The following is a 6,475-nucleotide window of genomic DNA, read 5'->3' as shown; positions in this document are numbered from 1 at the left end:
TATATTACCCAGTTCATGATGAACTGGGTTTTTTATATGAAAGATCACATAGATATATAAAGCTAATGCCTTTCAAAGGCATTAGCTTTTTTGTTTACATTGATTTTGCTTTACTGTTGTGATGTTGAAGATTGTTTGATTTTATTGTCTCGAGCATTCTTAAACTGAACACAATCAGCAGCATAAGGAGCATCAGTGCAGTAAACAGCCAGAACGCAGTTTGTGCGGGATATTCATCTAAGCTCCAGCCGACGGCGATCGGAAGGAGTGAACCTCCTAATCCGTTTGAAGCGAGCAGAATACTGGTAGTTGTTTCTGTCTTTCCGGGATAAAAATGATTCGTGATGATTAGGGCTATTGCAAACATGCCTGCCATGAACAGCCCTAAAAAGAAGCAAAGGGCAAAACCGAACCATACGTTTTTGCTTAATGCTAATACGGTAAGTGCAGCCAGACCGCCAATGCTTATGAGACGGAGATAACGGTGATATGTCAGCTTTTCTGATACCGGGCCTGTTAATAACCTACCGATGATCATCCCCGTCCAATACACTGTAACTGTTATCGTTGCCAAAGAGTTGGGGATATCCCATTTCTCAGCGAAGATGGAGGGGATAAAATGTACAATGGAAACTTCACTGCCGCCGTAAAAGAAGAAATAAGCACCCGCCAAGGCAATAAACAGCAATCCGTGTGACCGATAACCGGTGCTTTGTTTTTTAGTGTCATCGGAAGAGACCTCTTTGCGGATGAGAAGCTGATCAATACTGCCGAAACTCATCTGCTTCCATGCGATTAAGAGTGCAAAACTGGATAACCCTAATACTAAAAAAGCAATTGTCCACATGTGGTTGTTGATAAGAAAGCCTGAGAGCAGAGGCATGAACAGCGCACCTAATCCGTAGGCCACTTCCATCTTGCTCATGGCCACAGCCTGTCTTTCTTTAATAGCGGTGAGGATGATCGTGCCTACACAGGATTCCACCAATCCGGCGCCAAGCCCTGCGATGCTGACGAGAAGAAAGAGCAGCGGCCAGGGCGGCAGGAAGGTGATGAACATTTCACAGCTGATGAGTGCCAGGCCAAAGATAACGACGTTTTTGCGCCCAAGCTTTTTCACCATGTATGGCATGCCAATAACTCCGATGAGAAAGCCCATGAACTGAGAGAATACTAATACACCGCCATTACTGTAGCTTTGTGAATAATGTGTGAGTAACTCAGGCAGTACGGCTCCCAGAATAACAAGTGTAAAAGCAATCGATCCATAAGAAAAACAGCTTATCCACAGCAGACGAGTTTTCATCATTTTATCTCCTTATTGGTAAAATCATATTTCTCTCTACTCGTATGACATGATGTTTTTACAAAAAATCCAAGTATTGTTACTATATCACATAACTTTTTCTCGTACATCCCTTATGGTAACGTTAACAAATTGTTAACATTTTTTACAAGAAAGAACGTTGACATTATTTTCAATAATTTATACGATAAAAAGCGAAATTCTAATAATTTCATAGGGGTGGTATTTGTGGGAACGAAGGAAATCACGAATCCAGACAGCTTGTATTACAGTGTTGACGATGTAGTAATGGAGCGCGGAGAAGGGATTTACCTGTACGATCAAGAGGGAAATGAGTACATTGATTGCGCCTCTGCCACGTTTAACTTGAATTTAGGATACGGTAACAAAGAGGTCATTGATACGGTTAAAGAACAAGCCGATAAGCTGATCCATGTAACATCATCTTTTCAAACAGACGCCGTAAATAAACTGGCAGAAAAACTAGCAGAAATCGCCCCCGATAATCTCACAAAAGTACACCCTAAAGTCAGCAGCGGTTCCGGTGCAAATGAAGGAGCTATTAAAATGGCTCAGTATTACTCCGGAAAAACCGATGTCATCTCCTTATTTCGAAGCCACCTCGGACAAACGTATATGACTTCCGCTTTGTCCGGCAACTCATTCAGAAAAGAACCTTTCCCGCCGCAAATTTCTTTTGGCCTGCAAGTCCCCGATCCCTATTGCAGCCGCTGTTTTTATAATCAGAAACCTGATTCATGCGGTATGCTGTGCGTAGAAAGAATTAATGATTTTATTGAGTATGCGAGCAATGGGAAAATTGCCGCCATGATTATTGAACCGATATCCGGAAACGGTGGAAATGTCGTTCCGCCTAAAGAGTATTTTAAACAGCTGAGAAAGCTTTGTGATGAACATGATATCGCTCTGATTTTTGATGAAATTCAGACCGGGTTCGGACGGACGGGTAAAATGTTTGCCGCGGACCACTTCGATGTGAAACCTAATATGATGACGGTAGCAAAAGGGCTCGGGGGCACAGGCTTTCAAGTCGCCGCCACTCTGACGGAGGACAAGTATACCGGGCTTCCGGGGTATACGCACTCCTTCACATACGGCTCAAATGTGATGGCCGCCGCTGCCGCTTGTAAAACCATAGATATCATGCAGCGACCGGGATTTTTGGAAAATGTAACGACGGTCGGTCATTATATTATGGATCGCTTAGAAACGATGAAAGAGGATTTCGCTTTTATTTCTGAGGTAAGAGGCGTCGGTCTTATGATCGGTGTGGAGATTGTTAAAGAGAACAATGAACCGGATGTGGAGCTGACCAATTATATTGCTAAACGGGCAATGGATTACGGGCTGATTCTCCGGACATCCCGTTACGGATTCGGAAATGTATTTAAAATCCGTCCGCCTTTAACCATAACACTTAGTGAAGCCGAAGTGCTCTGCTACAGACTTCGCAAGCTATTGGAGGAAATCAAGTGAGAGACTATATCATTGAGCTTGGACAATTTGTTTATCAAAAGGTGAAAAATCAAAAAGGCACGCTGAAAAACCGGCTCGTAAACGGCTATTCTCCGGGAGGCGACGCCCAATTTAACATAGACGCCGCTGCTGAGGAGGCGGTGCTGGATTATATTCAAGAAAAGGGCCATCCGGTTGCTTTTTACACGGAGGATGGCGGCCTGAAGCTGATTGGAGAAGATCCGCAATATATTTTAATTGTAGATCCGATAGACGGAACGCGCCCGGCTGCCGCGGGACTTGAAATGTCGTGTATTTCGATTGCGCTTGCTTCGTATAAACCAAACGCAAAGATTAAGGATATCGAGTTTGCTTTTTTACTTGAATTGAAATCAGGCGCTTATATGTACGGTGATATATACAGCGATGCCATTCATTTTGAAGGGTATCATGGAGAATTGCCGAATTTGAGCGGAGTGCGGGATATTAAAAATATGTTTTGGAGCCTTGAATTTAACGGGCATCCGGCGCAGCTGATGACGGACGCATACGGCCATCTGATTGACCAGTCGGCCAATAATGGCGGGGTTTTTGTTTTTAACAGCGCTTCTTATTCGATTTCACGAATTATCACGGGGCAGATGGATGCTTATGTGGATATCGGCAATCGTCTGCTGAAAGATGATCCGAAGCTGCTTTCAGATTTTAAGCAGGTCGGGAACGGACAGGTGCTGCATTTGTTTCCTTATGATATTGCCGCAAGCGTCTTTTTGGCGAAGAAGGCGGGAGTGGTCATTACGGATGCGTACGGCCGGTCTTTGGACGAAACGCTTCTGACAGATTTAAGTTATCAGAATCAGCAATCATGTATTGCGGCATCAACGAAGGAGCTTCATCAAACATTGTTAGACCAAATCCGCTGGGGCAGAAAGGAAGAGAAATATGAAGGCGTTGGTCTGGACTCCTAATGATAAGCTTGAATATCAAGAGGTGGACGAGCCTCAAATTCGGAAATCCAATGATGTGAAAGTGAAAATTTTCGGCACCGGTATCTGCGGAACGGACTTAAATGTGCTGAAAGGAAAAATGAATGCAACCCATCATATGATTATGGGGCATGAATCGGTGGGAGCGGTCGTGGAAATCGGACCGGACGTGACAAATGTAAAAGTCGGAGACCGCGTCGTGATAGATCCTACGCAGTTTTGCGGGAAATGTCATTATTGCCGGAGAGGGCTGACGTGTTATTGCGAAACCTTCGAGGATTGGCAGCTCGGAATCGGGGCGCACGGAACGTTTGCGGAATATTACGTGGGGGAAGACAGGTTCATGTACAGAATTCCGGATTCAATGGAATGGGAGCGGGCCACATTGGTTGAGCCTCTCTCCTGTGTGCTGAATGTTGTGGACAAGGCTTCGATTCAGCCGGAGGACTCGGTCTTGGTTTTGGGGTCGGGACCGATCGGACTGCTTGTGCAAATGATGGTGAAAAAACTGGCGCGATTGACGGTTGCGACTGAAATAGACAGTTTCCGAAGCGAGGCGGCAAGCCGGATATCTGATTATGTCTACCACCCTGAAGCATTAACCGCGGATGAAGTGAAACGGATTAATCAAGGAAGAAAATTTGATGTGATTTTTGACGCGATCGGCAACCAGCTTGATTGGGCTTATCCTTTTATTGAAAAGGGAGGCAGAATCGTGCCGATGGGCTTTGATGATACGTATGAGATGACGGTCAGGCCGTACCAGCTGCTGTCAAACGGCGTAACGATTGTGGGCACAGGTGAAGCCCGCCAGATCATGGAAGCCGCGTTAGCATGCGCGTCCGACCTTCCGCAGCTCTATGATTTTATTACGGAAAAGACGGAACTGAAGAATTATGAAGAAGCCATTGATCATCTCATGGGCATCGACCCGGTGACAAAAGAAAGAAAGGATATCAGCGCAATAAAAACGATTCTTGTGTCTGATCCGGAACTTTTATAAAAGCGGAAACGGCTCCAGTGAGAGTCGTTTTCTTTTCTTATTTATACGGTCTTGCACATTTCTTTAAAGTTTAATATGATACTCTTTGTTAACAATTCCTTTCCTCAACGACATTATACTCTGAGCGTGTCCTCTTTTTCCCCGTAAGCTTGCCTCATATTCCCCAGATGAAAATCAATGTTTCCAACTGATAGGGTGCGGATTTTTATAGTGAAAAGGAGTCGTTATCATTTGAAAGATTATACGTTACAGCAGCAATGGTTCGGGAATGTCCGTAAAGACATTCTGGCCGGTATTCTGGTTGCTCTCGCTCTGATCCCTGAGGCGATCGGATTTTCAATTATTGCAGGTGTCGATCCGATGGTCGGCCTTTATGCATCATTTTGTATCGCGATTATTATTTCTATCTTCGGCGGCAGACCGGGAATGATTTCAGCCGCTACGGGTTCAATGGCGGTTGTCATGGTGACATTGGTGGCTGATTACGGGCTGCAGTATTTGTTTGCGGCAACCATTTTGACAGGTATTATTCAATTTATTCTTGGTGTCAGTAAGATAGCGAAATTGATGAAATTTATTCCGCGTTCGGTCATGATCGGATTTGTGAATGCTTTGGCGATCTTGATTTTTTCTGCGCAGCTGCCGCAGTTCAAAGGAGCTTCATGGGTCATGTACGCCATGCTTGCCGGATCACTGGCTATCATATATCTATTGCCGAAGGTTACGACGGCTGTGCCGTCTCCGCTGGTGGCGATTATTGTCATGACGATCATTGCGGTGGTCTTCCATGCGGATGTCCGCACGGTCGGTGATATGGGCGGGATCACAAGTTCACTTCCGCATTTCTTGATACCGGATGTCCCGTGGACGTTTGAGACATTGCGGATTATTTTCCCGTATTCTCTGGCGCTTGCATTCGTCGGATTGCTTGAGTCATTGCTGACAGCCCAGATCATTGATGAAATGACGGATACGGATAGTGATAAGAACAAAGAAAGCCGCGGACAAGGCATCGCCAATATTGTGAACGGATTTTTCGGAGGCATGGCCGGATGCGCCATGATCGGCCAGTCTGTCATTAATACGAAAGCCGGCGGACGCGGCCGGTTATCGGCTTTTACGGCCGGCGCGTTTTTAATGTTTTTAATTGCCGTATTAAGCGGTATCGTCGTGAAAATTCCGATGGCTGCGCTGGTGGCCGTGATGGTTATGGTGTCCATCGGCACGTTCGACTGGTCATCGATTAAAGGTTTGCGGAAAGCGCCCCTTACTGATTCGATCGTTATGGTTATTACCGTCGTGACGGTCGTCCTGACAAATGATTTATCAAAGGGTGTCTTCGCGGGTGTGCTATTAAGCGCGATCTTCTTTACGGCGAAAATTTCTAAGCTGAAGATTGTGTCACATTCCGAACAGAAAGATGTCAGAACTTATAAGGTAACGGGACAGATCTTTTTTGCTTCCGTGTCTGAACTGATGAATGCCATCGTTTATGATGAAAACGTGAAACGGATTGTCATTGATTTGACCGATGCCCACGTGTGGGATGATTCGGGAGCGGCGGCTCTTGAGAAAATTGTCGCCAAATGTAAAGAATACGGAATTGAGGCTGAATTAAAGGGATTAAATCAGAAAAGCCGAGATTTAATGAAACAAATGGCATAGAATTTGTGAAGTCCGGATGAATATATCCGGGCTTTTTTT

The 6,475-nt window shown here is 45.1% G+C and carries 5 protein-coding genes; 4 read left to right on the top strand and 1 reads right to left on the bottom strand.

Annotation, left to right across the window (positions count from 1 at the left end):
* Nucleotides 1-94: 94 nt before the first annotated feature.
* Nucleotides 95-1,306 (bottom strand): MFS transporter, encoded by a 1,212-nt coding sequence (locus tag NQS30_RS13010; protein WP_181005566.1) that lies wholly within the window; start codon nucleotides 1,304-1,306, stop codon nucleotides 95-97.
* A gap of 228 nt (nucleotides 1,307-1,534) precedes the next feature.
* Between NQS30_RS13010 and NQS30_RS13005 the strand changes: the two genes are divergently transcribed.
* The 4 genes from NQS30_RS13005 to NQS30_RS12990 all read left to right on the top strand — a co-directional run bounded on the left by NQS30_RS13005 (nucleotide 1,535) and on the right by NQS30_RS12990 (nucleotide 6,436).
* Nucleotides 1,535-2,803 (top strand): aspartate aminotransferase family protein, encoded by a 1,269-nt coding sequence (locus tag NQS30_RS13005; RefSeq protein WP_029326112.1) that lies wholly within the window; start codon nucleotides 1,535-1,537, stop codon nucleotides 2,801-2,803.
* Nucleotides 2,800-3,750, top strand: a complete 951-nt coding sequence (locus NQS30_RS13000; protein ID WP_192452833.1) for an inositol monophosphatase family protein — start codon at nucleotides 2,800-2,802, stop codon at nucleotides 3,748-3,750. The genes NQS30_RS13005 and NQS30_RS13000 overlap by 4 nt, the downstream gene beginning before the upstream one ends.
* Nucleotides 3,725-4,771, top strand: coding sequence for a zinc-dependent alcohol dehydrogenase (locus NQS30_RS12995; RefSeq protein WP_218791445.1), 1,047 nt, complete (start codon nucleotides 3,725-3,727; stop codon nucleotides 4,769-4,771). Before NQS30_RS13000 ends, NQS30_RS12995 begins: the two co-directional genes overlap by 26 nt.
* A gap of 231 nt (nucleotides 4,772-5,002) precedes the next feature.
* The gene (locus NQS30_RS12990; protein ID WP_015239048.1) at nucleotides 5,003-6,436 is read left to right on the top strand and encodes a SulP family inorganic anion transporter; all 1,434 of its coding nucleotides are present in this window, start codon (nucleotides 5,003-5,005) and stop codon (nucleotides 6,434-6,436) included.
* Nucleotides 6,437-6,475 lie beyond the last annotated feature (39 nt).

This window comes from Bacillus sp. B1(2022) (assembly GCF_040259625.1).
In the GTDB taxonomy this organism is placed as follows: domain Bacteria; phylum Bacillota; class Bacilli; order Bacillales; family Bacillaceae; genus Bacillus; species Bacillus velezensis.
The sequence above is the reverse complement of the archived record's forward strand: the minus strand, read 5'-3'. Positions and strand labels throughout refer to the sequence as shown.

What these genes read in the sequence shown, in the direction of transcription:
- NQS30_RS13010 (WP_181005566.1), bottom strand. Translation starts at nt 1,306, where the DNA reads ATGAAAACTCGTCTGCTGTGGATAAGCTGTTTTTCTTATGGATCGATT.
- NQS30_RS12995 (WP_218791445.1), top strand. Translation starts at nt 3,725, where the DNA reads ATGAAGGCGTTGGTCTGGACTCCTAATGATAAGCTTGAATATCAAGAG.